Below are 26,178 nucleotides of genomic sequence, written 5' to 3'. Positions count from 1 at the left end.
TCAGATCGTCCAGCCGCCGTCGATGGTGACGGCCTGACCGGTCGTGTAGGTCGCCCCCGCGAGATACACCGCGAGATCCGCGATCTCCTCCGGTGTGCCCAGCCGCCCGATCGGCTGGCGCGCGATGAAGGCCGCGCGGGTCTGGTCGTAATCGCCCTGCGCGCGGATGCGCTCCTGCAGGGACGGGCTCTCGACCGTGCCGGGGCAGATCGCGTTGCAGCGGATGTTGTGGCCGACGGTGTCGGCCGCGACCGCCTTGGTCAGCCCGATCACCGCGGCCTTGGTCACACCGTAGGCGAAGCGGTTCGGCACGCCTTTCACCGAGGAGGCCACCGAGGCCATGTTGATGATCGCGCCGTCGCGTCGCGCGATCATGCCGGGCAGCACGGCGCGGATCGTGCGGATCATCGCCTTGACGTTGAGGTCGAAGGCGACGTCGAGGTCGGCGTCGGGCATCTCCAGGATGGTCCCGGCGTGGACGATCCCGGCGCAGTTGAACAGGACGTCGACGGTGCCGATCCCGGCGACCAAAGCCTTGACGGCGGCCTCGTCCCGCACGTCGAGGGGCGCCGTCTGGAGGGTGTCGGCGCGCAGATCCTGCAGCGCCGCCGCGTTGATGTCGGTGGCGTGGACCCGCGCCCCGGCCCGCGCGAAGGCCAGGGCGCTCGCGCGCCCGATGCCCTGACCGGCCGCCGTGATCAGAACCGTTTTTCCGGAGAGATCAGCCATTCCTTGCTCCCTGGCGCGCGTCCCTCTTCTGCGGGGACGGTCGCCGGGATCATAGTGGCAGACCACGTCCGGGGTGCCCATCGCGCGGGCGGATTCCGCAGCGATCGGGGCTACGGAGGGCACCCGTTCGGCCCTCTTGCGCCCCGACGATCAGGCGGCTGCGGCTGACGGCCTGCGCATCAGGATCGCGAGCTGAAGCATCAGGGCCGCCACCGCGACCCCGGCCGCCGCGACCGGCAACGCGGCGAGGCCCCCCAGCGCCATGACCGCGCCTCCGAGCGCCGCGCCCACCGCGCCGCCCAGGTAGTTCGCCGAGCTGTTCAGGGCGACGGCGACGCTGCCGTACGCAGGCTTGAGGCCGAGCAAGGTGTGCTGCTGCGGTGCCTGCGAGGCCCAGCCCATCGCGCCCCAGATCAGGAACGGCAGGTAGCCCAAGGGACCGCGGCCGAGCAGGGCCGGCAGCGCGGCCAGCGTCAGGGTCAGAATGGCCAGGATCAGGGCCATCAGCCGGCGGGGTGCCGCCGTCCGGTCGATCAGCGGGCCGATTGCGAAGCTGCCGAGGAGGCCGCCAATACCCCAGGCCCAGAAATACCCCGCCGCAGCCTCACCGAGCCCCGCGCGATCAAGGAGCGGCGCCGCGTAGGTGTAGAGGCCGAGGCTGGCCAAGGCGGTCAGGAACGAGACCGCCACGGTGGCGAGGATCCGCGGATCGGCGAGGAGCGCGGCCCGCGCCCGCCAGGAGGGCGGTTCCGCAGCGGGGATATCGGGCAGGCGCAGGAGGATGGCGGCGGCCGCCAGGGCACCGAGCAGTGCCACCATCGTGAGCGTCCCCTGCCAGCCGAGCCGCTCCGCGATCCAGAGGCCGGCCGGCACGCCGACCACCGTGCCGGTGCTCATGCCGCCGAGCGTGAACGCGAGCGCGCGGCCCCTTCGGCGCGGCTCGACCAGGTTGGCTGCCGCCGCGACCGCCACGGGTGCGTAGAGACCCGCCGCGAGGCCGGCCAGCGCCCGGGCCAGGAGCAGCCACGACAGGCCGACCGCCCAGGCGCTCAGCGCATTGGCGAGGGCGAAGACCGCGAGCGCCAGCGACAGGACCTTACGGACCGGACGCCCGGCCAGCAGCGTGGCGCAGACCGGTGCGGCCAGGGCGTAGGTGAGGGTGAAGACGGTGACGGTCTGCCCGGCCTCAGCGGAGGCGATCCTGAAGCTCGCCCCGATTCCCGGCAGTAGACCGGCGACCACATAGGCATCCAGGCCCAGGGCGAACATCCCGAGGGCCAGAACAGCGATTCGTTCCATGGCGCGACTCGCTTTACGATGTACGACGAACACCGTACGTTACCGCCACCATGAGCTCACGCAAGTTCTTCCATCCCGAGGCCGACGCGCTGACGCTGCACCGGATCCTGTTCGCGCTGAGCGATCCGACGCGGCTCGCCGTGGTCCGGGCGCTGAAGGACGGGGCCGAGCGCTCCTCCGGCGATCTCCTCGCCGAGAGCGTGCCGCGCTCGACGATGACGCATCACCTCAAGATCCTCCGCGAGGCCGGCGTGACGCGCACGCGACCCGAGGGCATGCGCTGCCTGATCTCGCTTCGGCACACGGATCTCGAGGCGCGCTTTCCAGGCCTGCTGGACGCGATCCTGGCGCATGGGCGTTCGGATTGATGGCCACGTCGGACGCCGATTCTGCGCGAGGGCGCGCGACCACGCACTCATCCTTGGGCCGCGCGATCGGGCGCGGCCCTAAACGCGGCGGATCGCCCGCGCCAGATCGGCCGCCTGATCCCGGTCCCGGCAGATCATCCAGAGATCGTCGTGACCCGATAGCTTCTCATTGAACAGGTCGATGAAGGCGGCGGGCGGCGGCGCGAGATCCGGCCAGTGGAACAGGCCGTAACCCAGCGCCTCGAACAGCGGCAGGAGCGGAGCCAGATCCCACAGCATGTTGCTGGTCAGCGTCGCGTCGAGGCGGCCGGTCGCCAGGAGGGCGGCGTCGGAGATCGCGCCGCCCTCGCTCCAGGGGAACCAGCCGCGCCCGTAATCGAGGGTGTAGCGCTGCGCCGAGACGGCGAGCCAGCCGACATGGCCGGTGCGCGTCGCGGGCCGCTCCAGGGGCTGCAGCGCCCCGGTGAGGCGCCCGCCCCGGGTCTGTCCCCAGAGGGCTCGGCCCTCGCAGGCCGCGAGCAGGACGCCCCGCGCGGCCTCCGGCGGACCGATCCGGGCGGGGCCGGAGCGGTCCTCGTTCCAGACCGGCAGGCTCATCACGCCGATGCGCGGCCAGCCCGAGCGGCAGGCCGCCACCATCACGCCCCAGCCCGTGAGGCCGCCCGCGAAGGGCCGGGTCCCGTCGATCGGGTCGCCCACGAAGGTCCAGGCGTCCCGGGCGAGCAGCGCCGAGGCGGCCGCGTGGCCGAGGGCGTCGGCCGTCTCCTCCTCGATCAGGTCCGGGCCGAGGCGATCGTGCAGCAGGCGGCTGACGGCGAGGTCGGCCTCCGTGAGGGCCTGGCCCAGATCCGGGCCCTTGTTGGTCATGTCCAGCCCGGCGGCCCGCATGCGCAGGGCGAGGGGCGCGGCCTCCTCGGTGAAGGCCAGCATCCGGGCGAGGACATCCTGCGCGGAGGGGTCGGGCGAAGTGGTCATGGGGCGAACAACGCGGGGTGACGGAGCATCAGCGCCTGAACGAGCACGAGCGTCTTGAGGTCGGAGATCCGGCCCGAACGGGCGGCGTCGGCCAGCTCCGCGAGGGGGACCTCGACGGGCAAAACCTGCTCGCCCTCCGCGTGCAGCCCGCCCCCGGGGCCGATCCTGTCGGCCTCTCCGTAGGGGGCGAGGTAGAGCCAGAGGCGCTCAGAGGACACGCTCGGCATGCTGTAGGCATGCACCACGCACTCCAGCTGCCGAAGATGCACCCCCGCCTCTTCCAGGGCTTCCCGGATCGCGGTCGCCTCGGGCTCGCCGCCGTCGAGGCCGCCGGCCGGTGCCTCGTCGAGGTCGGCCGACTCACCCCAGAAGGCCGGCCCGACGCGGGCCTGCCGGACGAGCAGCGCCACGCGCCGCCCGGGATCGTAGAGCAGGACGCAGGCCGCCTCGCCGTGATGCTCCAGCGCCCGGGGCACCGTGCTGCCGTCGGGCAGGGTCAGCGTGGCGATTCCGAAGGTGTTCCACCCGCGGTGGATCACCCTCAGCGGCAGCGCGGCCGGCGTCTCGCTCATCGGTGCGGATCAGCGCTTGGTGTTGGCGGCCGTCTGGCCGAACATCACCTTCTTGGCGTCCTCGCTCATGGTCTTGCCGAAATCGGGATTGACCTCCGGCGCGCGGGCATAGGCCGCCTTGGTGGCGGGCCGCTCGGCGATCGCCGTGAACCAGCGCTTCAGGTTGGGGTGATCGTCGAGGTTCTGGCCCTGCTTCTCCCATGGCACGATCCAGGGGTAGCAGGCCATGTCGGCGATGGAATAGTCGGATCCCGCGACGTAGGCGCGGTCGGCGAGGCGCCGATCGAGCACGCCGTAGAGCCGGTTGGTCTCGTTGACGTAACGCTTGATCGCGTAGTCGATCTTCTCGGGCGCATATTGCGAGAAGTGGTGGTTCTGGCCGAGCATCGGGCCCAGCCCGCCCATCTGCCAGAACAACCATTGCAGCACCTCGGCCCGGCCGCGCAGGTCGCCGGGGATGAAGCGCCCGGTCTTCTCGGCGAGGTAGAGCAGGATCGCGCCCGATTCGAACAGCGTGACCGGGGCGCCGCCACCCACCGGCTCGTCGTCGACAATCGCCGGCATGCGGTTGTTGGGGGCGATCTTCAAAAATTCCGGGTTGAATTGCTCGCCTTTGCCAATATTGATCGGACTAATTTTGTAAGGCAGCCCCGCCTCTTCGAGAAACATCGTGATCTTGTGGCCGTTCGGCGTCGGCCAGTAGTAGAGATCTATCATCGGCTTACGTCCCACGATGCCCCCGCACGGACGGAAGTGGGCCTGCGGGGTCCATCGGTCAAGCTCCGGCTCGAGACCGCGCGTCCATCGCGTCGCGCGAAAGCATCCCGGGTGGGCTGGTCCTCCAACCAAACCACCTCATCCCGAGGTGCCGAAGCGGAGCGCAGGCCTCGAAGGAGCCTTCCGTCCAGCCGCGCGATCCCTGGATCCCTCCTTCGAGGCCCGCTGACGCGGGCACCTCAGGATGAGGCCGAGGGATGGACAGGCGGTTTCGAGTGGCCCCTCAGAGCCGCGACACGTAGGCCGCCAGATCCTTGATGTCGGCCTCGCTCAGTTCCTGCGCGACCTCGTTCATCGCGGGGTCGTAACCCGGCCGGGCGTTCGATTTGTAGCCGGCCAGCGCCTTGGCGAGGTAGTCCTCCCGCTGATCGCGGATCCGCGGGATCGCGTCCCGGCCGGCAAGGTCGGCGCCGTGGCAGGACGTGCACTGGTGCTTGGCGACCAGCGCCTGCCCCCGGGCCATCAGGGCCGGATCGGCGGGGTCGCCGGCCCGGGTCGGCGGCGGCAGCGTTCCGATCGCGTCCGCATAGGCGCGCAGATCGTCGTCGGAGAAGCCGGCGGCGATGTCGTTCATCGGCGCCGCTTCGCGCTGCTTTTCGCGGAACTGGAACAGCTGCGTGACCACGTAATCCGGCATCTGGCCGCCGAGCGAGGGTACGCCCTCGGTCTCGGACGTACCGGCGCCGTGGCAGGCGATGCAGGGGGCGAGACGCTCCTGCACCGCCGCGTCCGGGGCGGCGAGCGCCGCCCCCGCCACCAGCGTGCCGAGGGCTGGGATCAGCCCCCGGATCATGCGTAAACGACCGAGGTGCTGCATCACTTGCCGTAGCTGACCCGGTAGATCGCACCGTTATAGTCGTCCGAGACGAGGAGCGAGCCGTCCTTGGCGACGAGGACATCGACCGGGCGGCCGACATACTTGTTGTCCTGGAGGAAGCCGGTCAGGAACGGCTCGGGCGCGCCGGCCTTGCCGTCGGCGCCGGGCTTGGCCACCACGACCGCGCCGCCGAGCTTGGTGGTGCGGTTCCACGAGCCGTGCTGGGCGATGAAGATCGCGTCGCGGTAGGCCTCCGGGAACTGCGTGCCGGTGTAGAACCGCATGCCCAGCGAGGCAGTGTGCGGCCCGAGCAAGGCCGCCGGTGCGGTGAACTCCGCGCAGGAATGGCCCCAGCCGTATTCCGGATCCGTGAAGGTGCCCTGGTGGCAGTACGGGTATCCGAAGTGCTGCTTGCCCGGCTCCGTGAGCACGTTCAGCTCGTCGTTCGGGATATCCTCCGAGACCCAGTCGCGGCCGTTATCGGTGAACCAGAGCTGCTTGGTCTTCGGGTTCCAATCGAAACCCACGGTGTTGCGCACGCCCCGGGCGATCACCTCGGCGTTCTTGCCGTCGAGGTCGATCCGGCGGATCTGGGCGTGGGTGTCGGGCGGCATCACGATGTTGCCCGGCGCACCGACCGGAACGTAGAGCTTGTTGTCCGGGCCGATGGCGATGAACTTCCAGCCGTGGGCCTCGTCCTTGGGCAGGTCGTCGTAGACGAGGGTCGGCTTCTCCGAGCCGTCGAGATGCTTCTCGATGTCGTCGTAGCGCCAGATCTTGGAGAGCTCCGCGACGTAGAGGGCGCCGTCGTGGAAGGCGACGCCGTTCGGCCGGTGCAGGCCCGACGCGATGGTCTTGATCTCGCGCTTCCCGTCCGGCCCCGCCTGCGGCAACACCGCGTAGACCTTGCCCACGGTGCGGGTGCCGACGAACAGCGTGCCGTCCGGGGCCTGGGTCATCTCGCGGGCGTTGGCGATGCCGCTGGCATAGACCTCGATCTTGAAGCCGTCCGGCACCTTGAGCTTGTCGAGCGGCAGCTTGGCGACCGGCGTCGCCAGGGGCGGGCCGGCCACCGGTGCGAGCTTGGCGGCCGCGCCGCCCTCGGGGCGGCCGTAGAGGGCATCGCCCTTCTCGACCGCCTTCACGGGCGCGGGCGTGGCGGCGGAGGCGGGCGTCTCCTGCGCGCGCGCGGTGCCGGGGGCGAAGGCACCCAGGCCGAGGCAGGTGAGGGCCGCGGCGAGGCTGCGGCTCAGGAGCGGCTTGCTGGAGATCGTACAGGTCGGCGTCATGGTCTCTCCCGATACGGCCGGCATTCGCTCGGCGCGCGTGTTCTGCACTCTTTATTCAACGAGAAGCTTTGGGAGGCGAGCGTCGGGATGGCAATGGAGCGACAGCGCCCTGCCGCCGTAACCCGATGCCGGATCAAGGCCGCGGCGAATTCGTGCGGGCCTGTTCGATGAGCCGGTCGCCGTCCTCCCGCAGCAGCAGACGATCGGCCACCAGCGCATCCACCGCCCGGGCGACGGCATCCGCGTAAGCGGACGAGTCCGGGTAGCGCTCGGCCAGCGACGGGCGCGGGTCGCCCCTGGCGTCGCGCTCGGCCTTCGTGGCCGCGAAGGGCAGGAGGCTGCCCTCCCGGTCGCACAGCTCGCCGGCCGGGAACGGCTCGGCGTAGAGGTTCCAGCCGGTATGGGTGCCGCGCGGCACGGCCACGGCGGGGAGGCGGATGCCGGCGATGTCCTGCCCGTCCGCATCGACCCGCGGCACCAGGGGCCGGTATTGCGGGCCCGCCTCGGGATGCGGATCGACGTAGGTCGGGAAGCGCGCGATCGCGTTGGTGAAGGTCGCGACCGCGAGGCCGGGCGTGTACGGGAAGCTCGTCGCGGCCGGCTCCACCAGGGTCCCGTCCGACAGGCGCGGCACCCGGCTCGCGGGCGGGGCCTTCCCGTCGCGCACCCATTCGTCGAGATCGACCAGCAGGGCGCGCAGGGCCGGACCGGGATTGAGCGTGTTGCGCGGGTTGGCGCAGGGCCCCTTGTCGGAGGCGAGGCCGGAGCGGCCGTAATGGAAGCCGCCCGCGATCAGGTAGGCCCGGGCCGTGTCGGGCAGATCGGCATCGGTCTTGCCGAGGGGGTCGGTGGTCAGCAGCGAGGCGCCCTTCTGCCAGTACTCGGTCTCGGTGTTCACCTCCATCCAGAGGGGATCGAAGCCGTCGCCGCGCAGCAGCGCGCCGCGCCGGCCCGTCACCGGGTCGTGCTGGAAGGCGGCCGAGAACGGGAAGGCGTTCTCCGGGTAGAGGTGATCCTCGTGCTGCGTGTTGGTGCGCGAGGGCTGGGCGAAGCGCGCGTTGAGGAAGACGCCGCCGACACCGGAGATATGGGCCAGCATCCCGTCGAACACGCGGATGCCGGCCTCGTCCCGATTGAAGCCGAGATGGACGAAGTCGCGCAGGAATCGGCCGCTCTGCGAGATGCCGAGCGCCAGGGCGCGTTGCACGCCGCCCCCCGCCGGATTGTCGGCCGCCCGCCCACGCAGATAGGCGACCACGTCCCGTGTGGCGGCGAAGCCGAGGCCCAGGACCTTCGGGCCCACGGCCTCGTAGGTGAACTCGTAGAGCGATCCGGGCTGCGGCTTGGTGCCCTCGGGCAGCAGCTTGAGCTGTTTCGGCCCGGCGAAGGTCCAGGCGGCGCGGGGCACCGGCTGGGGCGGATCGGCCTCCCGGCGCCGGACCGTCAGGGTGGCGTTCGGCTGGTCCGTCCCGGCCGCCGCGAAGGTCAGGTAGAAAGGGGCCTCGGTCGGGCCGCGCGTGCCGCTGACGAGCTCGTCCCGCACGAGGGCGGTGATCGGCTTGCCGTCCCGCGTCGCGACCGGCACGTCGATCGCCATGCCGCCGTTCTGGCGCAGGGCATCGGCTTCCCAGCCCGACCAGACGATGGTGTCGCCGCGGTTCAGCACCAGGGCGGTGCCGACGTCCCGGGCCGTGCGGGGGTCGTTGACGGCCTGGCCAGCCTGCGCGGGCGCGTCCAGCACCCAGTTGAACAGGAACTTCCGGCCGCGGTTCAGCACCTCGTAGAGGAGGGTGCCGCTCCCGCGCTTCGGATCCTTGGGCCGCAGGATGAACAGGTCGGTGCGGTATTCCACGAGGCCGCGGGCGTTGCGGGGCGCCAGCGCAATATCGGCGATGCCGGCATTGGCCGGATCGGCCGGGTCGATCTCGCCGCGGGCGAAGCCGATCACCCGCTCGTAGGGGCCGGCCGGCCCGAATTCCGCCCCCTCCGCGAAGGGCTCGACCGCGGTGACGTCGATGCCGACGATTCGCGCCGAGGCGGGGGCCGTGAGTGGAAGGACCAGCGCCAGGGCGCCCAGACAGGCCCGCAGGCGCACGGCGCGGATACGCATTCCTCGACCTCCCGAATGTTCTGAGCCACGGCGGACCGGGCCTTGTTCATGAGATGACGGAGGTCGAGCGCCCATGTCGACAGAATTCGGTCGACCGGGCTTTCACGTCGGCCGCGGATGTCAGGCTCACGGATCGGCCGCGGGATGGGGCCGCATTCGACCGCGGACGCGCGCGCTCGCCTTGCGTTTTGGCGACCGATCTCCGAAAACGCGCCCCATCCGGGAAGCTGGGCTTGGCCGGGGTGACCGGCCGTCCGCCGGAGCCTGGCCGGTGCGGCGTTCCGATCCGGTGCGAGGACAGGGTTCGATGATCGATTACGCGCAGGCGCGGCGGATGATGGTCGACTGCCAGTTGCGGACCTTCGACGTCAACGACATCGCGGTGCTCGACGCGTTCGACGACGTGCCGCGCGAGACCTTCGTGCCCAAGGGGCGCGAGCCCTTCGCGTATATCGACCAGACCCTGCACATCGACGCGGGCGACGAAACCCGCTGCATGCCGGCGCCGATGGTGCTGGCCCGGATGATCCAGGCCCTGAAGATCCGCCCGGGCGTCGCCGCCCTCGACGTCGCCACCGGCTACGGCTACGCGGCGGCGGTGATGGCGCATCTCGGCGCCCAGGTCACCGCGCTCGAATCGGTGCCCGACCTCGCCGCCGAGGCGCGGAGCCGGCTCGGCACGACCGCGCAGGTGATCGAGGGGCCGATCGAGTCGGGCGCGCCCAAGCAGGCGCCGTTCGACGTGATTCTGGTCAATGGCCGCGTCGAGGTCCGGCCGCAGGCGCTGCTTGAGCAGCTCAAGGACGGCGGTCGCCTCGTCTGCGTGATGGGACCTCACCGCAACGCTAAGGTGACGCTGTTCGTACGCGCCGGCGACGCCTTCGGGGCGCGGCCGCTGTTCGACGCGTCGCTGCCCGGGCTCAAGGCCTTCCAGGAGGAAGCCGGGTTCGCGTTCTGAGGGATCGCAAGTCGTTCAATACAAACGACGTCCAACCCACGACCTCATCCTGAGGTGCCGGAGCCGCAGCGGAGGCCTCGCAGGAGCCCTCCAGATGGACCTGCAATCCCTGGAGCCCTCCTTCGAGGCCCGCTGGCGCGGTCACCTCAGGATGAGGGGGATGGATTGGAGAGACCAAGCGAGGTCGGCACTTGGACCGCGCCTGCCCCCCTCAACCCAGCCGGTAATCCGCCATCCGGGCCCGCCGGGCGCTCCGGCGGTAGGCCATCACCGAATCCGGCCAGAGAGTCGCGTTGCGGCCCTGCGAATCGAGGTACCAGCTCCGGCAGCCGCCCGCCTGCCAGATGCTGTCGGTGAGCCGGGCGCGGATCCGGTCGAGGAAGCGCGCCTGCGCCTCCGGGCGGACCTCGATGGCGCGGGTGCCCTTTCGCAGAGCTTTCAGGCAGTCCAGCACGTGCTGCACCTGGACCTCGATCATCGAGACGACCGAGTTGTGTCCGAGCCCCGTGTTCGGCCCGAGCAGCATGAAGTAGTTCGGGAAGCCCGCGACGGTGATGCCCTGGTAGGCGCCCATGCTGTCGGCCCAGGCGTCCTTCAGGCGCAGCCCGCCCCGGCCGACGAGGTCCATCCGCGCGAAGGTCGCGGTGACGTCGAAGCCGGTGGCGTAGACGATCACGTCGAGATCGTGCGCCCGGCCGTCCCCGGTGACGACGCCGGCCTCGGTGATCCGCGCGATCGGCCCGGTCTCCAGGGTCACGTTCGGGCGCTGCAGAGCCGGGTAATAATCGTCGGAGATCAGCACGCGCTTGCAGCCGAGCCGATAGGTCGGCGTCAGCTTCGCCCGCAGATCCTTGTCGCGCACCGCCTTGGCGAGGTGACGCCGCGCCAGACCCTCCGCCTGGCCGGTGAGCTTGGAGACCTTGGTGAAGCCCAGGAGCGCGCGGACCTCGTGCAGCCAGAACAGCCGGGCCCGCTCCAGCCGGCGGGCGAGCGGTAGGCGCCGGTAGCGGGCCTTGGCGCGCTCCGCGATGGCATGATCGTTTTTGGGCATGATCCAGGGCGGCGTGCGCTGGAACAGGGTCAGGTGGCCGGCGACCTTGGCGAGTTCCGGCACCACTTGAATGGCGCTCGCCCCGGTGCCGATCACCCCGACCCGCTTCCCTTCGAGGCTCACCGCATGGTCCCAGGCGGCCGTATGGAAAGCCGGGCCCGCGAAGCTGTCGCGCCCCGGAATGTCGGGATAGGCCGGATGGTGCAGGCCGCCCATCCCGGAGACGATCGCCTGTGCGGTGATCGGCCCGCGATCGGTCTCCACGTGCCAGACGGAAGCCGCCTCGTCCCAGGTCGCACCCTGGAAGGTCGTGCCGAGTTGCGTCAGGGGCATCAGCCCGTGGCGCTCGGCGGTCTCGCGCAGGTAGGCCAGGATCTCGCCCTGCGGCGCATACATCCGGCTCCAGTCGGCCTTCGGGGCGAAGGAGAGGGAATAGAGGTGGGAGGGGATGTCGCAGGCCGCCCCCGGATAGGTGTTGTCGTACCACGTGCCGCCGATGCTGTCGGCCTTCTCGATCACCCGCAGCGGCCCGATCCCGGCCTGCTTGCAGCGGATCGCCATAGCGAGTCCCGAGAAGCCGGCGCCGACGATCAGGACCGCCAGAGGCTCCGGGGCGGCGTCGCGCAGAGATTCCGTCATCGGGTAAAGCTCCCGGAAGAGGCGTCGGGTTTCGGCGCATGGGCCTTCAGGAAGGCGGCGGCCTCGTCGAGGGAGGCGCGGGCCTCCGGCAGCATGCCGGCGGCGAACTGCCAGGCATGGGCGACGACGGGAAAGATCTTGAGCTCCGCCTCGACCCCGGCCGCCCGGGCCCGTTCGGCCATGCGCACGGAATCATCGCGCAGCACCTCCCGGCCGCCCACATGGAACAGCAGGGGCGGGAACCCGGTCGGGTCGCCGTTGATCGGCGAGATCCGGGGATCGGCCGGATCGGCGTTGCCCAGATACATCGTGCGGATCTCGGCCAGCGCCTTCGGGTCGAACATCGCGTCGCGCCACGCATTCGTCACCCGGGAGCCGGTCTCGGACACGAAATCGGTGGCCGGGGAGAACAGGGCGGCGGCCCAGGGCATCGGCAGGTTGCGCGCCTTGGCCTCGCCCATCAGCACCAGGGCGAGGTTGCCACCGGCGGATTCGCCCGCCACGCAGGCCGCGCCCTCGGCGCTGAACGCCCGCCACACCGCCATGACGTCCTCGAGGGCCGCCGGGAACGGGTGCTCGGGGGCGAGGCGGTAATCGGGGGCGAAGATCGTGAAGCCGCGATTCGCCAGGGCGCCGGTCACGGGCCGGTGCGTGCGCGGCGAGCAGGCGATGAAGCCGCCGCCGTGGATGTAGAGCATCCGCCGTCCCGGCCCCGCCTTTGGCCTGACCCACTCGCCCCGCACGCCGCCGACGGTGCCGGATTCGTAGGTCACGCCCTTCGGATCCGGGAAAGCCGGCGTCTCGAAGATGCGGCGGAAGTCGGCCGCGCTCCGCGCCCGGGCGAGGGGGCCGCGGACCCGGCTGCGGATCATGTAGGCGCCGATATAGGCGCGCAGGCTCGCCATCTCACAGTTTCCCGCCGGACAGGCGCACCATCACCTTCCAGTAGCCCGCCGGCATCAGCCGCTGGATCAACGCCGCGTTGCGGGCATCCTTGCCGATGACGATCCGCGGCGCGCGCGTCTCGATGGCGCCGATGATCGCGGCCGCGGCCTCCGTGGGGGCGAGCGTCAGGAACTTGCCGAACGCCTCGCGGGCCTCTTCATCCTCCACCGCCGCGCGCTTGGCCGCCTCGGGGTCGCTCGGCGGCCGGCGGCCGCGGGCGTTGCGGGAGATGGCGGTGGCGACGCCGCCCGGGTGGACCACCGTCACGCCGAGCCCGGTGCCGGCATATTCGTGCCGCAGGGCCTCCGAGAAGCCGCGGACCGCGAACTTGCTGGTGCAGTAGGCGACCTGCCCCGGGGGCGCGATCAGCCCGAACAGGCTCGACAGGTTGACGATCTGCGCCGCCGGCCGGGCGCGCAGCATCGGCAGGAAGGCGTGGCACATCCGCACGACCGCACGCAGGTTGATGTCCATCAGCCACTCGAAGTCTTCGAGATGCGTCTCGTCGAATCGGCCGCCCAGCGCCACGCCGGCATTGTTGATCAGGATATCGACATGGCCGAAGCGCTGCGCGGCCCAGTCCGGCAGCGCGCGGATCGCCTCCGCGTCCCCGAGGTCGACGACCCGGGTCTCCACCGCTGAGCCGTGCTCGCGGATGCGCCCGGCGATCGTCGCGAGCCCTTCGGCATCGCGATCGACCAGCAGCAGGCTGCATCCCTTCGCGGCGAGCCCGGTGGCCAGCGCGGCCCCGATGCCGCTCGCGGCCCCGGTGACGAGCGCGACTTTTCCCGCGAGCTGAAACCTCTGCGCCAAGCTTCGCCTCCCGCCTCGCCGGTTGGTCCGGATCTTGGTCGAGGGATAGCCCCGGCGGGTGGAATTGTCTAGGGTGAACACCCTAGACGAGGTGGGAGACGATGGCGCGAAGCCGCCGATCACCGGACGCGGAATCTTTTGCCGCCATCGAGGCGCCGAGCACGCGCGAGCGCATCCTCGCGGTCAGCTTGACGCTGTTCAACACCCGCGGCCTGGGGCGGGTCACCACGGCGGAGATCGCCGCGGCGACGGGAATCCGCGAAGGGAACCTTCAGTACCACTTCCCGCGCAAGAGCGGCTTGGTGGAGGCGATGTTCAGCGGATTCGAGGCAGAGGCCGTGGCGGTCGCCGGCCGGATGCCGGCGGATCCGGGCGCGCCGGAAGCGCTGCTGGCCTATCAGCGGGCGTGGTTCGACCTGATCTGGCGTTACCGCTGCGTCTACCGCGACGGCATCGCCATGGTGGAGATCGCCCCGGCGTTGCGCCCCCGCGTCCACACCCTGCGGGCGCGGACGCAGGACCTGGCGCGGGGCGTGTTCGAGGCGGCGATGACGGCAGGGCGACTGCGGATCGAGCCGGAGGCCCTCGGGCGGCTGATCGACAACGCCTGGATCGTCTCCAGCCACTGGATGAGCCATCGCCTCCAGGGCGGCACCGAGCTGACCGAAACCGACCTCGACTGGGGCTTCGCGCAGGTGCGCGATTTATTCGTTCCGTATCTCGTGGCACTTCAGCCGGATTGATACCGTCTGGCCCGAACCTTCCATGGGCGGCGATCGCTCATGATTGAAGGATGCGATGCTCGATCGCCTGTTCCATGCCGGCCTCAGCCTCCTGCTGCTGCTGGCCGTCGCGGTGCTGCTCTCCACGGACCGGAGGGCGATCCGCCCGCGGGTCGTGCTCGCCGGATTGGCGCTGCAGCTAGGCCTCGGCGCGCTGATCCTGTTCCTGCCCGCCGGGCAGGCGGCCTTGAACGCGGCTGCCGGTGTCGTGGTGCGGGTTCTCTCCTACGGCGACCGCGGCACCGCCTTCCTGTTCGGGGGGCTCGTCGAGCCGAGGATGTTCGAGCTGTTCGGCGGGTCCGGCTTCATCCTGGCGCTGCGGGTGCTGCCGCAGATCCTCTACGTCTCCGCGCTGATCGGCGTGCTCTACCACCTCGGCGTGATGCAGGCCCTGGCGAGGGGCCTCGGCGCCGTGCTCCGGCGGATCCTCGGCACCTCGCCGATCGAGTCCTTCGCGGCGGTGATCACCATCGCGATCGGCCAGAGCGAGATCGCGGTGGCGCTGCGCCCGTTCCTCGCGATGCTGACCGGGGCCGAGCTGTTCGCCGTGATGTCGAGCGGCGCGGCCTCCACCGCCGGGTCGATCCTCGCCGGCTACGCGGCGCTCGGCGTCCCGATGATCTACCTGCTCGCGGCCTCGGTGATGGCGATCCCCGGGGGGCTGCTCTACGCCAAGATGCTGGTGCCCTCCACGGAGCCGACCCGGATCACCACCACCCGGGTGGAGTTCGGCGACACCCGGGCGGCCAACATCATCGAGGCGGCGGCCGACGGCACGCAGAAGGGACTCATGGTCGCCGTCTCGGTCGGCGCCATGCTGATCGCCTTCGTGGGGCTGATCGCGCTGGCCGACGGCCTGTTCGGCACCCTCGGCGGATGGGTGGGCTATCCCGGCGCCTCGTTCGAGGGCGTGCTCGGCTGGGCGCTGAGCCCGCTGGCGTGGCTGCTCGGGGTGCCGTGGGATCATGCGACGCTGGTCGGCGGTGCGATCGGCCAGAAGCTCGCCTTCAACGAGTTCCTGGCCTACGCCAACCTGTCGCCGACGCTCAAGGCCGGGACGCTCGATCCCCGCTCGCAGGCGATCGTGTGCTTCGCCCTGTGCGGCTTCGCGAATTTCGCCTCGATCGCGATCCAGCTCGCGAGCTTCGCCAGCCTCGTGCCGGAACGGCGGTCGGAGGTCGCGCGCTACGGGCTGCGGGCGATCCTGGCGGGGACGCTATCGAACCTCACGAGCGCGGCAATCGCGGGATTGTTCGTGGGATGAGCCGGCGCCGTCCCGGAGCACGATCGACGATCGCGCGGGACGTTTCAGCAATGGGTGCGCCGTGCGTGAGCATCAGGGCTTCGCGCAAAAGAAAAGCGCCGCTTCTCGCGAAGCGGCGCCCAAACCGTCAGATCGACGTCTCAGTTGAAGGTGTCGATCTCAGCCGACTCGTAGCTGGTGACTTCCATGCCGACGCAGATCTCGGAAACGATCGGAGCAGTCCAGGCCATGTGTTCCTCCTAAAGAACTTCGGGTGGGTGATCGAGGAATCCAGTGTGACCGGAGCGGCGAGCGCTCCGGTACGGGATCGTCTCAGTTGAAGGTGTCGATCTCAGCCGACTCGTAGCTGGTGACTTCCATGCCGACGCAGATCTCGGAGACGATCGGAGCAGTCCAGGCCATGTGTTCCTCCTCGGTGTTGGTGAGACGCATATAGGCAATATCTTGGACGCAATACAAGTGAGCACAACACTTATATTTCTCATAGGGACCCCTGGTGCAGGGACGCGACACCGGGGGCGTTGTGCGCCCCCGCCGGCGGAAAGCCCCTCAATCTGGAACTGTTGTGACTTGACGGACCACCCGCGCGGGCGCACGACGCAGCCGCGCGACATCGTTCCGGCGGCGCCGCGCTCCCCTTCAGAGCGACCCGCGAAGCGACGTGCCCGACCGATCGTGCCTGCCGTGCCCGGCCCCGTGCCGTCGTCCCGCCTGAGCCGCTGAGAGGCCTGGCCGCGGGGCGGCCGGCGCACTGCCCGGTCACGGCCCTGACCCAGGATGACCGGCGCCGCGTCGCCTCGTAACGACGAGGCGAGGCCATGAACGAGATCGCCCCCTTCGACACGACCGTCGATCCGTCCGTGCTGGCCGCCCGGCTCTCGGACGAACGTGCCCCCGACATCGTCGAGAAGCTCAACGACGAGGCCCCCGAGGTCGCCGCCGCGATCCTGCTCGGCCTGCCGATGGAGCGGGCCGTCGAGGTGCTGGATCAGCCGGAACTCGACTGCGCCGCCGACATCATCGAGATGCTGCCGCGTGACCGGGTGGCGAGCTATCTCTCCGGCATGTCGGCCGACCGGGTCACCGACGTCTTCCGCGAGATCGAGGAGCCCGGCCGCTCGGATCTGCGCGCCCGCCTCGACGCCGAGACCCGCGGCGCCGTCGACCGCCTCTCGGCCTACGGCGAGGAGACGGTGGGCTCGCTGATGACCACCGAGTTCGTCACCGTGCCGGGCACCTGGACGGTGGGCCAGACGCTGGAGCACATCCGCCACGTCGAGAAGACCCGCGAGACGATCTACGCGATCTTCGTGCTCGATCCGCGCACCCGCGCGCTGACCAAGGCGGTGCCGCTGCGCCGGCTGATTTCGGGCAATCCCAACGACAACGTGCTGAGCGTGGCGCCCGGGCGGCGGCCGCTCGCCGTCTCGCCGACCGCGAGCCGCGAGGAGGCCGCCCGGCTGATCTCCAAATACGACCTGCTGGCCCTGCCGGTGGTCGACGCGGTCGGCCACGTGATCGGCATCGTCACCGTCGACGACATGATCGACGCGATGATCGAGAAGCAGACGCAGGACGTGCAGCGCTTCGGCGGCATGGAGGCGCTGCCCGAGCCCTACATGGATATCGGCTTCTTCACGATGATCCGGAAGCGGGCCGGCTGGCTCTGCGCCCTGTTCCTCTCGGAGATGCTGACCGCCTCGGCCATGCAGGGCTTCGAGGGCGAGCTGGAGAAGGCGATCGTCCTCACGCTGTTCATCCCGCTGATCATGAGCTCGGGCGGCAATTCCGGCAGCCAAGCGACCTCGCTGCTGATCCGGGCCCTCGCCCTGCACCAGATCCGCCTGCGCGACTGGTGGCGGGTGGCGCTGCGGGAACTGCCGACCGGCATCGTGCTCGGCGCGATCCTCGGGGTGATCGCGGTGATCCGGATCGTCGTGTGGCAGAAGCTCGGCTTCTACGATTACGGCGAGCATTGGCCGCTGGTCGCCGCCACCGTGGGCGCGGCGCTCGTCGGGATCGTCACGTTCGGCTCGCTGTCGGGCTCCATGCTGCCGTTCCTGCTCCAGCGGATCGGCTTCGACCCGGCCACCGCCTCGGCGCCGTTCGTGGCGACGCTGGTCGATGTGACGGGGCTCGTCATCTACTTCTCGGTGGCGCTGCTGATCCTGCGCGGGACGCTGCTCTGACGAAGCGACCCTTTACTGAACGGCCGCGGCCAGCCGCTTGCGCTGCACCTTGCCGTTGGCCGTGCGCGGCAGGGCGTCGAGGAAGCGGATCTCCCGCGGGCGCTTGTAGGCGGCGAGCCGCTCGGCGCACCATGCGAGCAGCGCCTCCGCGTCGGGCTCGGCCTCCGGCTGAAGCACCACGAAACCGCAGATGACCGACACGTCGGCGCGGACGGGCAACTCCGCGACGCCGACCTCGGCGACCGACGGGTGGGCGGCCAGAACCACCTCGACCTCGTTGGGCGAGACCCGGTAGCCCATCGCCTTCATCAGATCGTTGTTGCGGCCCTCGAACCAGAGGTAGCCGTCCGCATCGAGCCGGGCGAGGTCGCCGCCGACGAACCAGTCGCCGCGCATCACCTCGGCCTCCTCCTCGGGCCGGTTCCAGTAGCCGAGCATCAGGGCCGGCTCGGAGCGGTGGACGGCGAGCAGCCCCGTCTCGCCCGCCGGGAGCGGAACCGGCTCGCCCTCGACCGGCAGGATCGCCACGCGCCGCCCGGGCTGCGGCTTGCCGGGCGAGCCCGGCCGCACCGGGATGGTCGGGCCGCTGGAGATGTAGGTCGAGATCTCGCTCATCCCGAGCGCCTCGTAGAGCGGCTTGCCGGTGGCCTCGGTCCAGGCCGCGAGGAGCTCCACCGGGAGCGGTTCGCCCGCCGTGCAGCCATGGCGCAGGCGCGACAGGTCGTGGGCCTCCGGGGCGCCGTATTTGAGGATCTGGCGGTACAGCGTCGGCACGGCGGCGAAGATCGTGGCGCCGTATTCCGCGATCAGCCGCGGCCAGACCGCGGGATCGCGCGGGCCGTTGTAGAGCACCGCCGTGGCCCCCACCGACCACGGGTCGCTGAGGCCCACACCCAGCGTGTAGGTCCAGTTCATCGTGCCGGCGTGCAGCATCACGTCGGCCTCGCTCAAGCCCAGCCAGTGGGCGAGCATCGGCCGCCGGCCGTAGGCGGCGCGGTGGGCGTGCAGCACGCCCTTCGGCTGGCTGGTGGTGCCGGAGGTGTAGATCAGCATGGCCGGATCGTCGGCGGCGGTGTCGGCGTAATCGGGGATCGGCGGCCCGGCCTTCAGGGCGGCGATCGCCGCCGAGTCGAGCAGCAGCCGGTCGCCGAGCGCTTCGGGCGCGACGGTGCAGCCGCTGCCGACCACCACCGCGGCGGCACCCGAATTCTCCATCAGGAACGCCGCCTCGCCCTCCGTGAGCTGCGGCGAGGAGGGCAGCGACACGAGCCCGGCCGCGAGGGCGCCGAAATGCACGAGGACGTAATCGGCCTCGTTGCCCATCCGGATCATCACCCGGTCGCCGGGCTTGAGGCCGAGCCCGAGCAGACCCGCCGCGATGCCGCGCACCGCGCGCTCGACCGCGCCGAACGAGAGCCGTTCGACCGCGCAGTCGCCGACCATCACCAGGGCGGTCTTGTCCGGGCGCAGGCGCGCATTCTCGGCGAGGCCGTACCGGGCCGCGTTGAACCGCGCGGGCGGATGATGATCGTCAGGCAGGGTGTCGGACACCGGGCGCTTCCCCCAGAAGTAGGCTTTTGACCGGTGTCCTGCCTGGGCGTGCCGTCGTCAACAGAAGGGGGACGGCGGCGCTGTGCGGCGCCGGACCGTCCCCCCTGACGATGCGCGATCCGGGCGGGCCCGGATCGAAAAAGCCGTGCGAACAATCAGCCGCGGTCGTCGGCACCCTCGCCGGCATCGGCCAGCGCCTGGCCGACTTCCAGGCCGAGATCGTCGAGGTTGAACGCCTCGCGCTCGGTGACCGACTCGCCGCGGGCCTGACGCTCGGCCTCCTCGGGGCTGCGGGCGACGTTGACGGTGATCTCGACCTCGACCTCGGGGTGCAGCACCACCGGGACCGTGTGCAGGCCGAGCGTCTTGATCGGCTGGTTCAGGGTGAACTGGCCGCGATCGACCGTGAAGCCCTCCTTCGCGACGACCTCGGCGAGGTCGCGGGTCGAGACGGAGCCGTACAGCACGCCGGTCTCGCCCGACTGGCGGATCAGGACGAAGCTCTGGCCGTTCAGCTTCTCGGCGACGGCCTCGGCGTCCTTCTTGCGGTCGAGGTTGCGGGCCTCGAGCTGGGCGCGCTGGGCCTCGAAGTGCTTCTTGTTGGCTTCCGTCGCGCGCAGGGCCTTGCCGCGGGCGAGCAGGAAGTTGCGGGCGAAGCCCGGGCGGACATTCACGGTCTCGCCCATCTGGCCCAGCTTGGCCACGCGCTCGAGCAGGATCACTTCCATGGTGTTTCTCCTTCAAAGTTTCGGCCACGCGGGCCGGGGTCTCACGGCGCCGGGCTGTTCTTCGGGCGATCCTGGGAACGCCGGCGGTCGAGGGCGGTGTCGGCGAGGCCGAACAGGGTGAGGGCGACCAGGGCGATGCCCTGGGTCACGAACACGATCAGGTACAGGCCGAACAGCATCAGGGTGCGTCCGGGCCGGCCGCGGGAGCGGTCGTGGAAGGCGGCGAGGCCCTGGAGCGCGAAGGCCGCGCTGAATCCCCCCACCAGGGCGATGCCGAGCACGCCGACATAGCCGGGCCCGAAGCACATCAGCAGCGCGGCCCCGAGGGCGGCGAGCGTGATCCGCGGCATGGCGGTCGACGGCAGGTCGGGCCAGGGCCGGGGCAGGCGGCCTGAGATCTTCACGATCCGGGCCGAGGCCCAGAGATAGAAGGCCAGCAGCAGCGCCAGCCCGTTGGCCGCGAACGCCGGCACCACGCGCGCGAGGGCGTCGGCCATCTCGGTCCGGGTGCCGTCGGCCTGGTCGGCATCGGCCTGCGCCTGCGGATTGGCGTCCGCCCCCGGATCCTGATCGGCGCCGTCCGCCTCCGCCGACGGCGTGCCGGCGCGGCCAGCGTCGCCGGTTGCGCGGGGAGGGGCGGGCATGCGGGCCTGCACCAGCGTCTGGGCGAGGCCGCGCAGCTGCCGATCGAAGGCGGCGTGGTTCGGGGAGGACAGAACCGCGATGGCGATGAAGGCGAGTGCGGCCGTGGCGGCGATCCAGCCGAGCAGCCGGCCGGTCGGATACCATTCGAGGCCGCGCGGGGACTCGCGCCCGAGGAGCGTCAGATAGGCGAGCCACCATGCGGGCAGCGCGATGTAGGCGCCGAAGGCGAGACCCATGAAGGGGGCGATCACGAGGCCCAGCACGAGGCTGCCGGCCGCGGCCGCCCATAAAGCGGCCTTGTGGCTCCAGCCGAGGCCGACGATCAGGATCGGCAGCGGCGCCACGAGGTAGAGCAGGATCGCGAGCGGCGTCGCCTTCAGCAGCACCCCGAACAGGAGTGCCGAGACGAGGCCCGCGCCGATACCGATGCCGATATGCTGTGCCATGACATCCGCTGTCCCGCTGCCGCTCCGGCAGGGTTAGAGGCACCGAGGCGCCCCAACGATCGGGCGACCTCGGGCCGCCCTCTGCGAGGACCGGCCCGGGCTGATGCCGGGCCGGCGGGTTCTTTGAGTCTTACTTGATCACGTAGGGCAGCAGGCCGAGGAAGCGGGCGCGCTTGATCGCCTGGGCGAGCTCGCGCTGCTTCTTGGCCGAGACCGCGGTGATCCGCGACGGCACGATCTTGCCGCGCTCGGACACGTAGCGGGACAGGAGCTTGACGTCCTTGTAGTCGATCTTCGGCGCGTTCGCGCCGGAGAACGGGCAGGTCTTGCGACGACGGAAGAAGGGGCGGCGTCCGCCACCCGCACCAGCACCGAATGCCATGGGTTAGCCCTCCCCGCCGAAGCTGCGCTCGCCGCGATCACCCCGATCGCCGCGGTCACCCCGGTCGCCGCCGAAGCCGCCGCCACCGAAGCCCTCGTCGTCGCGACGACGGCCGCGCTCGCGATCCTTGCGGTCGTCGCGGTCGCGCTTCTGCATCATGGCGGACGGCTCTTGGTCGAGTTCCTCGACCCGGACGGTCATGAAGCGGAGCACGTCCTCGGAGATCTGCATCTGGCGCTCCATCTCAGCGATGGCGGCCGGCGGGGCGTCGATGTTGAGGAGCGCGAAATGCGCCTTGCGGTTCTTCTTGATCCGGTAGGCGAGGGACTTCACGCCCCACATCTCGATCTTCTCGAGACGGCCACCGTTCTGCTCGATCACACCCTTGTAGGTGTCGATCATCGTCTCGACCTGCTGGGACGTCACGTCCTGGCGGGCCAAGAGCACATGCTCGTAGAGAGGCATTGTCGGGCCTTTCATCGTCAAAAGGAGCCCGGCCGCGCGAGGCGGTTGGTTCGGGCCGGTTCATCTCGCGCATCGCTCGGCGCCAAGCCCTTCGAGCCGATTTTCAGGCCCGAGCGGTTGATCGAAGGCGGAGACACCGGACGACGGGATCTTGACGAGCCCTATGCCGCAAGCGGCACCGTCCGTTCAGCCCCCGGCCGGAGCGAACGCGAGGGGCGGCGCATAGTCGGTTTTTTGGGGGATGGCAAGCTGGTGGGCTTTGGCGTGGGACTGCTTTCGCGGCGTTCCCTGCGCCGGATCCGGATCAGGTTCCGCTGGCGCTCCGCCTGTCCGAGAAAGGGATGGTGCAGACGAAGCGGCTCGCCTTTCCCGGGCGCATGGAGCGCCAGCGGAATGCGACCCGGACCCAGCACAGCACGCGTCGCGAAGCGGCGCCATGCTTCAACCCGCCTTGCCGGAACGCCAGCACGCCAGCATATCGCGGCGAGCACCCGGCGCCTGACGCCGATCTTGGGACGAACGAACGGATGACCTCCGAGAAGCAGCGCCTCGGCGTCAACATCGACCACGTCGCCACCGTCCGCAACGCCCGCGGCGGCGACTATCCGGACCCGCTGCGGGCCGCGTTGCTCGCGGTGGAGGCGGGGGCGGACGGCATCACGGCGCATCTGCGCGAGGACCGGCGCCACATCCGCGACGCCGACATCGCGGCGCTCAGGCGCAGACTCTCCGTGCCGCTCAACTTCGAGATGGCCGCCACCGACGAGATGGTGGGAATCGCTCTGGACACGCGGCCCCACGCCGCCTGCCTCGTCCCGGAGAAGCGCGAGGAGCGCACCACCGAGGGTGGGCTCGACATCATCGGAGGGCGCGATCACCTCACGCCGCGCATCCGGGCGCTCTCGGAGGCCGGCATCCGGGTGTCGCTGTTCGTCGAGCCGGAACCGGCGGTGATGGAGGCCGCCCGCGCCCTCGGGGCGCCGGTGGTCGAGCTGCATACCGGCAGCTATTGCGAGGCGGCGCTGGAGGATGATGCAGCGCGCACCGCGCAGGAACTCGCCCGCATCCGGCGCGCCGCCGAGCACGGCGCCGTCCTCGGCCTGGAGATCCATGCCGGCCACGGCCTCACCGTCGGCAGCGTCGGTCCGGTGGCGGCGCTGCCGCAGATCCGGGAATTGAACATCGGCCATGCGCTGATCGCCGACGCGATCTTCAAAGGGCTCGCCCTGGCCGTGCGGGACATGCGGGCGGCCATGGACCGCGCCCGGTCCGCATGATCATCGGCATCGGCTCGGACCTCTGCGACATCCGCCGGATCGCCCGGACGCTGGAGCGCCACGGCGCGCGGTTCACCCACCGGGTCTTCACCGATGGGGAGCGGGCGCGGTGCGATGCGCGTGCGGCGCGCGCGGAGGGCTATGCGCGGCGCTTCGCTGCCAAGGAGGCCTGCGCCAAGGCGCTCGGCACCGGCCTCAGCGTGGGCGTCTTCTGGCGCGACATGGAGGTAGTGAACCTGCCCTCCGGCCAGCCGACCCTGCGGCTCACCGGCGGTGCCGCCGCGCGGCTCGCCACCCTGCTGCCCCCCGGGCACGCCGCGCACCTGCATGTGAGCCTCACGGACGACCCGCCCCTGGCACAAGCGTTCGTGATCATCGAGGCGCTGCCCCTGCCGGTCGATAGCTGAGGACGGGCCGGATTAGCCGGCCCCCTTCGCGCGTTGCGGGGGGATCGCGCTTGGTCTAGACCCGCCGCTCACAGCGGACACGATTGCGGCGTATTCTCGGGACAACCGCTTTCCGCGCCGCCCGCTTGGCGGCAGACGACGCAATCTCAACCGAAGACGGAACGTGCGCGTGGATTACGACGGCAAGCCGCTCAGGAAGCCCGCCGAGACCGGCACCTGGGCCAGCATCCGCGAGACCCTGAAGGTCGGCATCCAGGCGCTGCTCATCGCCCTCGTGGTGCGCACGCTCTTGTTCCAGCCGTTCAACATCCCCTCCGGCTCGCTGGTTCCGACCCTGCTGATCGGCGACTACCTGTTCGTCTCGAAGTACTCCTACGGCTACTCGAAGTATTCGCTACCGCTCTCGGAATACATCCCGATCCAGGCCGACGGCCGGATCTGGGCCGCCGAGCCCAAGCGCGGCGACATCGCGGTGTTCAAGCTGCCGAAGGACAATTCGACCGACTACATCAAGCGCGTGATCGGCCTGCCGGGTGACAAGATCCAGATGATCGACGGCGTGCTCAACATCAACGGCAAGGCGGTCAAGCGCGAGCGGATCGCCGACTACGAGACGACCGACCCCTACGGGCAGGCCACCAAGGTGCCGCAATACCTCGAGACCCTGCCGAACGGCGTGGTCCATAAGGTTATCGAGCGCGACGGCGACAACGGCTTCTGGGACAAGACCGAGCTCTACACGGTCCCGGCCGGGCATTTCTTCATGATGGGCGACAACCGCGACAACTCCACCGATTCGCGCGATCTCGCCAATGTCGGCTACGTGCCCTTCGCCAACTTCGTGGGCCGGGCCGAGATGATCTTCTTCTCGATCGACGAGGGCACGCCGGCGTGGCAGGTCTGGAACTGGCCGGCCCATGTCCGCTGGACCCGCCTGTTCTCGACGATCCATTGATCGGTCCGGACTTGGACGAGGCCGCCCAGCCCCAGACCTCGGCGCGGACCCGGCGCGCCCACAAGCCGCGCCCGCCGCTCGGCCTGCTGGAGGCGCGGATCGGGCACAGCTTCGCCGACCAGAGCCTGCTGACCCGGGCCCTGACCCACACCAGCAAGGCCGCGGGCCGGGGCGGCAGCTACCAGCGCCTCGAATTCCTCGGCGACCGCGTGCTCGGCCTCGCGGTGGCGGACCGGCTCTACGCCGCCTTCCCGGATGCCGACGAGGGCGATCTCTCGCGCCGGCTCGCCGCCCTCGTGCGGCGGGAGACCTGCGCGGTCGTGGCCGCGTCCTGGGATGTCGGACCCCACCTGATCCTCGGGCAGGGCGAGGTCATGGGGGGCGGGCGCCGCAACCAGACCATCCTGGCCGATGTCTGCGAGGCGATCCTCGGCGCCATCTATCTCGATGCCGGCTTCGACGTGGCCCGGGCCGTTGTCGAGGCGCATTTCAATCCAAGTGCGCCCCCGGCGGCCTCGCGGGGCCGCGACGCCAAATCGGCCCTGCAGGAATGGGCCATGGGCCGGAGCCTGCCGATCCCCACCTACGAGGTGGTCGAGCGCACCGGCCCGGATCACGCCCCGAAGTTCCGCATCGCGGTTCAGGTCGAGGGCCTTGCCCCCGGGCTCGGCGAGGGCACATCGAAGCGGATCGCCGAGCAGGCGGCCGCGCAGGCGCTGTTGGAGCGGGAGGGGATCGGGACCCTGCCGGCGGCGGGGCCGACGGAGACAGCATGACCGACCACGATCCGGACGATTCGCAGCCCGAAGGCGACACCAACATCGTCTCCGCGCTGCCGGGCACGCCCACCGACGCCCGGGCGGGCTTCGTCGCGCTGATCGGCGTGCCGAATGCCGGCAAGTCGACGCTCCTGAACAATCTCGTCGGCACGAAGGTCTCGATCGTCTCCCGCAAGGTGCAGACGACCCGGGCGCTGGTGCGCGGCATCTTCATCGAGGGCAACGCCCAGGTCGTGCTGGTCGACACGCCCGGCATCTTCGCGCCCAAGCGCCGGCTCGACCGGGCGATGGTGCATTCGGCCTGGAGCGGCGCCGCCGACGCGGACGCGGTCTGCCTGCTGGTGGATGCCCGCAAGGGCGTCGACGAGGAGGTCGAGGCCGTGCTGGCGCGCCTCGACGGAGTGAAGCGCGACAAGCTGCTGATCCTCAACAAGATCGACCTGATCGCCCGCGAGCGGCTGCTCGACCTCGCGGCCAAGCTCAACGCCGCCGCGCCCTTCGCCGAGACCTTCATGATCTCGGCGCTGAACGGCAGCGGCGTGCAGGATCTCCGGCGGGCGCTCGCCGCTCGGATGCCGGCCGGCCCCTGGCTCTACCCGGAGGACCAGGTCTCGGACGCGCCGCTGCGCATGCTCGCCGCCGAGATTACCCGCGAAAAGATCTACGACCGGCTGCACGAGGAGCTGCCCTATCGCTCCACGGTCGAGACCGATCAGTGGCAGGTCCGGGCCGACGGCTCGGTGCGGATCGAGCAGACGATCTTCGTGGAGCGCGAAAGCCAGCGGTCGATCGTGCTCGGCAAGGGCGGCCAGACCATCCGGTCGATCGGGCAGGCGGCCCGCATCGAGATCGCCGAGGCGGCCGACGCCAAGGTCCACCTGTTCCTGCACGTGAAGGTGCGGGAGAACTGGGCCGACGACCCGGCCCGCTACCGCGAGATGGGCCTCGAATTCCCCCGGGGTTGAC

General features: G+C 70.5%; 28 protein-coding genes. 10 read left to right on the top strand and 18 right to left on the bottom strand.

Going from position 1 to position 26,178, the window contains the following annotated elements; all coding sequences use genetic code 11:
• Complete coding sequence (locus AAHG09_RS02770; RefSeq protein ID WP_342105226.1) at window positions 1-729, bottom strand: SDR family oxidoreductase; 729 nt, start codon at window positions 727-729, stop codon at window positions 1-3.
• Between the two features lie 150 nt (window positions 730-879).
• Complete coding sequence (locus AAHG09_RS02765) at window positions 880-2,028, bottom strand: MFS transporter (RefSeq protein ID WP_342105225.1); 1,149 nt, start codon at window positions 2,026-2,028, stop codon at window positions 880-882.
• A gap of 50 nt (window positions 2,029-2,078) precedes the next feature.
• Between AAHG09_RS02765 and AAHG09_RS02760 the strand changes: the two genes are divergently transcribed.
• Window positions 2,079-2,396: an ArsR/SmtB family transcription factor gene (locus AAHG09_RS02760; protein ID WP_342105224.1), complete on the top strand. Its 318-nt coding sequence runs from the start codon at window positions 2,079-2,081 to the stop codon at window positions 2,394-2,396.
• Window positions 2,397-2,474: 78 nt separating this feature from the next.
• Here the strand turns inward: AAHG09_RS02760 and AAHG09_RS02755 are convergent, their stop codons facing one another.
• The 6 genes from AAHG09_RS02755 to AAHG09_RS02730 form a co-directional block, all read right to left on the bottom strand.
• Complete coding sequence (locus AAHG09_RS02755; protein ID WP_342105223.1) at window positions 2,475-3,371, bottom strand: inositol monophosphatase family protein; 897 nt, start codon at window positions 3,369-3,371, stop codon at window positions 2,475-2,477.
• Window positions 3,368-3,943: an NUDIX hydrolase gene (locus AAHG09_RS02750; protein WP_342105222.1), complete on the bottom strand. Its 576-nt coding sequence runs from the start codon at window positions 3,941-3,943 to the stop codon at window positions 3,368-3,370. The genes AAHG09_RS02755 and AAHG09_RS02750 overlap by 4 nt, the downstream gene beginning before the upstream one ends.
• A 9-nt stretch (window positions 3,944-3,952) precedes the next feature.
• Window positions 3,953-4,660, bottom strand: coding sequence for a glutathione binding-like protein (locus AAHG09_RS02745; protein WP_342105220.1), 708 nt, complete (start codon window positions 4,658-4,660; stop codon window positions 3,953-3,955).
• 283 nt (window positions 4,661-4,943) lie between these two features.
• The gene (locus AAHG09_RS02740; RefSeq protein WP_342105219.1) at window positions 4,944-5,513 is read right to left on the bottom strand and encodes a c-type cytochrome; all 570 of its coding nucleotides are present in this window, start codon (window positions 5,511-5,513) and stop codon (window positions 4,944-4,946) included.
• 23 nt (window positions 5,514-5,536) lie between these two features.
• The gene (locus AAHG09_RS02735) at window positions 5,537-6,826 is read right to left on the bottom strand and encodes a PQQ-dependent sugar dehydrogenase (RefSeq protein ID WP_342105218.1); all 1,290 of its coding nucleotides are present in this window, start codon (window positions 6,824-6,826) and stop codon (window positions 5,537-5,539) included.
• 133 nt (window positions 6,827-6,959) lie between these two features.
• Complete coding sequence (locus AAHG09_RS02730; protein WP_342105217.1) at window positions 6,960-8,936, bottom strand: alpha/beta hydrolase domain-containing protein; 1,977 nt, start codon at window positions 8,934-8,936, stop codon at window positions 6,960-6,962.
• A gap of 307 nt (window positions 8,937-9,243) precedes the next feature.
• Here AAHG09_RS02730 and AAHG09_RS02725 point away from each other — a divergent pair, with 307 nt between their 5' ends.
• Window positions 9,244-9,894, top strand: a complete 651-nt coding sequence (locus AAHG09_RS02725; RefSeq protein WP_342105216.1) for a protein-L-isoaspartate O-methyltransferase family protein — start codon at window positions 9,244-9,246, stop codon at window positions 9,892-9,894.
• Between the two features lie 211 nt (window positions 9,895-10,105).
• Here the strand turns inward: AAHG09_RS02725 and AAHG09_RS02720 are convergent, their stop codons facing one another.
• The 3 genes from AAHG09_RS02720 to AAHG09_RS02710 are packed head-to-tail and all read right to left on the bottom strand — an operon-like array spanning window position 10,106 to window position 13,342.
• Complete coding sequence (locus tag AAHG09_RS02720; protein ID WP_342105215.1) at window positions 10,106-11,584, bottom strand: flavin-containing monooxygenase; 1,479 nt, start codon at window positions 11,582-11,584, stop codon at window positions 10,106-10,108.
• Window positions 11,581-12,489, bottom strand: coding sequence for an alpha/beta hydrolase (locus tag AAHG09_RS02715; protein WP_342105214.1), 909 nt, complete (start codon window positions 12,487-12,489; stop codon window positions 11,581-11,583). Before AAHG09_RS02715 ends, AAHG09_RS02720 begins: the two co-directional genes overlap by 4 nt.
• 1 nt (window position 12,490) lies before the next feature.
• Window positions 12,491-13,342 carry an SDR family NAD(P)-dependent oxidoreductase gene (locus AAHG09_RS02710; protein WP_342105213.1) on the bottom strand — a complete coding sequence of 284 codons (852 nt, stop codon included), beginning with the start codon at window positions 13,340-13,342 and terminating at the stop codon, window positions 12,491-12,493.
• Between the two features lie 101 nt (window positions 13,343-13,443).
• Between AAHG09_RS02710 and AAHG09_RS02705 the strand changes: the two genes are divergently transcribed.
• Together AAHG09_RS02705 and AAHG09_RS02700 are read left to right on the top strand one after the other, a co-directional pair.
• Window positions 13,444-14,085, top strand: a complete 642-nt coding sequence (locus AAHG09_RS02705; RefSeq protein WP_342105212.1) for a TetR/AcrR family transcriptional regulator — start codon at window positions 13,444-13,446, stop codon at window positions 14,083-14,085.
• Window positions 14,086-14,140: 55 nt separating this feature from the next.
• Window positions 14,141-15,388, top strand: coding sequence for a NupC/NupG family nucleoside CNT transporter (locus AAHG09_RS02700; protein WP_342105211.1), 1,248 nt, complete (start codon window positions 14,141-14,143; stop codon window positions 15,386-15,388).
• A gap of 140 nt (window positions 15,389-15,528) precedes the next feature.
• Here the strand turns inward: AAHG09_RS02700 and pqqA (AAHG09_RS02695) are convergent, their stop codons facing one another.
• Complete coding sequence (pqqA, locus tag AAHG09_RS02695) at window positions 15,529-15,618, bottom strand: pyrroloquinoline quinone precursor peptide PqqA (protein ID WP_091712468.1); 90 nt, start codon at window positions 15,616-15,618, stop codon at window positions 15,529-15,531.
• A gap of 82 nt (window positions 15,619-15,700) precedes the next feature.
• Window positions 15,701-15,790: a pyrroloquinoline quinone precursor peptide PqqA gene (gene pqqA, locus AAHG09_RS02690; RefSeq protein ID WP_091712468.1), complete on the bottom strand. Its 90-nt coding sequence runs from the start codon at window positions 15,788-15,790 to the stop codon at window positions 15,701-15,703.
• Between the two features lie 416 nt (window positions 15,791-16,206).
• Here pqqA (AAHG09_RS02690) and mgtE point away from each other — a divergent pair, with 416 nt between their 5' ends.
• Entirely contained in the window at window positions 16,207-17,577 is a 1,371-nt protein-coding gene (gene mgtE, locus AAHG09_RS02685) for a magnesium transporter (protein ID WP_342105210.1), read from the top strand.
• A 12-nt stretch (window positions 17,578-17,589) separates the two neighbouring features.
• On the opposite strand, the gene AAHG09_RS02680 is transcribed toward mgtE, so the two are convergent.
• The 5 genes from AAHG09_RS02680 to rpsF all read right to left on the bottom strand — a co-directional run bounded on the left by AAHG09_RS02680 (window position 17,590) and on the right by rpsF (window position 21,794).
• Window positions 17,590-19,128 carry an acyl-CoA synthetase gene (locus tag AAHG09_RS02680; RefSeq protein ID WP_342105209.1) on the bottom strand — a complete coding sequence of 513 codons (1,539 nt, stop codon included), beginning with the start codon at window positions 19,126-19,128 and terminating at the stop codon, window positions 17,590-17,592.
• Between the two features lie 155 nt (window positions 19,129-19,283).
• Complete coding sequence (gene rplI / locus AAHG09_RS02675) at window positions 19,284-19,856, bottom strand: 50S ribosomal protein L9 (RefSeq protein WP_342105208.1); 573 nt, start codon at window positions 19,854-19,856, stop codon at window positions 19,284-19,286.
• A gap of 41 nt (window positions 19,857-19,897) precedes the next feature.
• Window positions 19,898-20,947: a hypothetical protein gene (locus AAHG09_RS02670; protein ID WP_342105207.1), complete on the bottom strand. Its 1,050-nt coding sequence runs from the start codon at window positions 20,945-20,947 to the stop codon at window positions 19,898-19,900.
• Window positions 20,948-21,077: 130 nt separating this feature from the next.
• Complete coding sequence (rpsR, locus tag AAHG09_RS02665; protein WP_007561044.1) at window positions 21,078-21,329, bottom strand: 30S ribosomal protein S18; 252 nt, start codon at window positions 21,327-21,329, stop codon at window positions 21,078-21,080.
• 3 nt (window positions 21,330-21,332) lie between these two features.
• On the bottom strand, window positions 21,333-21,794 hold the full coding sequence (gene rpsF, locus AAHG09_RS02660) for a 30S ribosomal protein S6 (protein WP_192706598.1): 462 nt from the start codon (window positions 21,792-21,794) through the stop codon (window positions 21,333-21,335).
• Window positions 21,795-22,321: 527 nt separating this feature from the next.
• Between rpsF and AAHG09_RS02655 the strand changes: the two genes are divergently transcribed.
• The 5 genes from AAHG09_RS02655 to era all read left to right on the top strand — a co-directional run bounded on the left by AAHG09_RS02655 (window position 22,322) and on the right by era (window position 26,177).
• Complete coding sequence (locus AAHG09_RS02655) at window positions 22,322-23,071, top strand: pyridoxine 5'-phosphate synthase (protein WP_342105206.1); 750 nt, start codon at window positions 22,322-22,324, stop codon at window positions 23,069-23,071.
• Window positions 23,068-23,478, top strand: coding sequence for a holo-ACP synthase (acpS, locus tag AAHG09_RS02650; RefSeq protein ID WP_342105205.1), 411 nt, complete (start codon window positions 23,068-23,070; stop codon window positions 23,476-23,478). The genes AAHG09_RS02655 and acpS overlap by 4 nt, the downstream gene beginning before the upstream one ends.
• 169 nt (window positions 23,479-23,647) lie before the next feature.
• Window positions 23,648-24,433 carry a signal peptidase I gene (gene lepB / locus AAHG09_RS02645; protein ID WP_342105468.1) on the top strand — a complete coding sequence of 262 codons (786 nt, stop codon included), beginning with the start codon at window positions 23,648-23,650 and terminating at the stop codon, window positions 24,431-24,433.
• Window positions 24,433-25,209 carry a ribonuclease III gene (gene rnc / locus AAHG09_RS02640; protein ID WP_412759980.1) on the top strand — a complete coding sequence of 259 codons (777 nt, stop codon included), beginning with the start codon at window positions 24,433-24,435 and terminating at the stop codon, window positions 25,207-25,209. The genes lepB and rnc overlap by 1 nt, the downstream gene beginning before the upstream one ends.
• On the top strand, window positions 25,206-26,177 hold the full coding sequence (gene era, locus AAHG09_RS02635; RefSeq protein ID WP_342105202.1) for a GTPase Era: 972 nt from the start codon (window positions 25,206-25,208) through the stop codon (window positions 26,175-26,177). The genes rnc and era overlap by 4 nt, the downstream gene beginning before the upstream one ends.
• Window position 26,178 lies beyond the last annotated feature (1 nt).

The organism is Methylobacterium guangdongense, from assembly GCF_038442355.1.
GTDB classification, from domain to species: Bacteria; Pseudomonadota; Alphaproteobacteria; order Rhizobiales; family Beijerinckiaceae; genus Methylobacterium; species Methylobacterium guangdongense.
The sequence above is the reverse complement of the archived record's forward strand: the minus strand, read 5'-3'. Positions and strand labels throughout refer to the sequence as shown.

Bases quoted from the DNA above. Each gene is read 5' to 3' on its own strand.
- AAHG09_RS02770 (WP_342105226.1), bottom strand. From the start codon at position 729: ATGGCTGATCTCTCCGGAAAAACGGTTCTGATCACGGCGGCCGGTCAG.
- AAHG09_RS02765 (WP_342105225.1), bottom strand. From the start codon at position 2,028: ATGGAACGAATCGCTGTTCTGGCCCTCGGGATGTTCGCCCTGGGCCTG.
- AAHG09_RS02760 (WP_342105224.1), top strand. From the start codon at position 2,079: ATGAGCTCACGCAAGTTCTTCCATCCCGAGGCCGACGCGCTGACGCTG.
- AAHG09_RS02755 (WP_342105223.1), bottom strand. From the start codon at position 3,371: ATGACCACTTCGCCCGACCCCTCCGCGCAGGATGTCCTCGCCCGGATG.
- AAHG09_RS02750 (WP_342105222.1), bottom strand. From the start codon at position 3,943: ATGAGCGAGACGCCGGCCGCGCTGCCGCTGAGGGTGATCCACCGCGGG.
- AAHG09_RS02745 (WP_342105220.1), bottom strand. From the start codon at position 4,660: ATGATAGATCTCTACTACTGGCCGACGCCGAACGGCCACAAGATCACG.
- AAHG09_RS02740 (WP_342105219.1), bottom strand. From the start codon at position 5,513: ATGATCCGGGGGCTGATCCCAGCCCTCGGCACGCTGGTGGCGGGGGCG.
- AAHG09_RS02735 (WP_342105218.1), bottom strand. From the start codon at position 6,826: ATGACGCCGACCTGTACGATCTCCAGCAAGCCGCTCCTGAGCCGCAGC.
- AAHG09_RS02730 (WP_342105217.1), bottom strand. From the start codon at position 8,936: ATGCGTATCCGCGCCGTGCGCCTGCGGGCCTGTCTGGGCGCCCTGGCG.
- AAHG09_RS02725 (WP_342105216.1), top strand. From the start codon at position 9,244: ATGATCGATTACGCGCAGGCGCGGCGGATGATGGTCGACTGCCAGTTG.
- AAHG09_RS02720 (WP_342105215.1), bottom strand. From the start codon at position 11,584: ATGACGGAATCTCTGCGCGACGCCGCCCCGGAGCCTCTGGCGGTCCTG.
- AAHG09_RS02715 (WP_342105214.1), bottom strand. From the start codon at position 12,489: ATGGCGAGCCTGCGCGCCTATATCGGCGCCTACATGATCCGCAGCCGG.
- AAHG09_RS02705 (WP_342105212.1), top strand. From the start codon at position 13,444: ATGGCGCGAAGCCGCCGATCACCGGACGCGGAATCTTTTGCCGCCATC.
- AAHG09_RS02700 (WP_342105211.1), top strand. From the start codon at position 14,141: ATGCTCGATCGCCTGTTCCATGCCGGCCTCAGCCTCCTGCTGCTGCTG.
- pqqA (WP_091712468.1), bottom strand. From the start codon at position 15,618: ATGGCCTGGACTGCTCCGATCGTTTCCGAGATCTGCGTCGGCATGGAA.
- pqqA (WP_091712468.1), bottom strand. From the start codon at position 15,790: ATGGCCTGGACTGCTCCGATCGTCTCCGAGATCTGCGTCGGCATGGAA.
- mgtE (WP_342105210.1), top strand. From the start codon at position 16,207: ATGAACGAGATCGCCCCCTTCGACACGACCGTCGATCCGTCCGTGCTG.
- rplI (WP_342105208.1), bottom strand. From the start codon at position 19,856: ATGGAAGTGATCCTGCTCGAGCGCGTGGCCAAGCTGGGCCAGATGGGC.
- AAHG09_RS02670 (WP_342105207.1), bottom strand. From the start codon at position 20,947: ATGGCACAGCATATCGGCATCGGTATCGGCGCGGGCCTCGTCTCGGCA.
- rpsR (WP_007561044.1), bottom strand. From the start codon at position 21,329: ATGGCATTCGGTGCTGGTGCGGGTGGCGGACGCCGCCCCTTCTTCCGT.
- rpsF (WP_192706598.1), bottom strand. From the start codon at position 21,794: ATGCCTCTCTACGAGCATGTGCTCTTGGCCCGCCAGGACGTGACGTCC.
- AAHG09_RS02655 (WP_342105206.1), top strand. From the start codon at position 22,322: ATGACCTCCGAGAAGCAGCGCCTCGGCGTCAACATCGACCACGTCGCC.
- acpS (WP_342105205.1), top strand. From the start codon at position 23,068: ATGATCATCGGCATCGGCTCGGACCTCTGCGACATCCGCCGGATCGCC.
- era (WP_342105202.1), top strand. From the start codon at position 25,206: ATGACCGACCACGATCCGGACGATTCGCAGCCCGAAGGCGACACCAAC.